This is a genomic window from Paraburkholderia sp. SIMBA_053, from assembly GCF_046534895.1.
Taxonomy (GTDB): domain Bacteria; phylum Pseudomonadota; class Gammaproteobacteria; order Burkholderiales; family Burkholderiaceae; genus Paraburkholderia; species Paraburkholderia caledonica.
In genome coordinates this window covers 1-247 of record NZ_JAWRXU010001364.1, presented here as the reverse complement: position 1 = coordinate 247, position 247 = coordinate 1, and the positions used below count along the sequence as shown (strand labels likewise).

The following is a 247-nucleotide window of genomic DNA, read 5'->3' as shown; positions in this document are numbered from 1 at the left end:
CAGGTGCACGCCCAGGCCGAGCGCGTTCGCCAGCGCGATGTCGCGGTTGAGCAGCCATTCGACATCGCGTCGTCCGTAGCGCTGGTCGACCTGCGCCAGCAGCGCGCGCCAGCGATCCGGCTCGCAGTGCCGCGCGCGCAGGTGGATGCGGCGCACGCCCAGGTCGATCGCCTCTCCGAGCTGGCGCAGCCAGGCTTCGGCATCGTCCGGCTCGGGCGTGACCAGGTAGCGATCGGGCTGGCGCAGC

The 247-nt window shown here is 72.9% G+C and carries 1 protein-coding gene; it reads right to left on the bottom strand.

The genetic code is table 11. From position 1 onward, the window contains the following. Window positions 1–247 (bottom strand): thiamine phosphate synthase (locus SB753_RS40065; protein ID WP_410805552.1); only part of this gene is annotated, 247 nt, incomplete at both ends.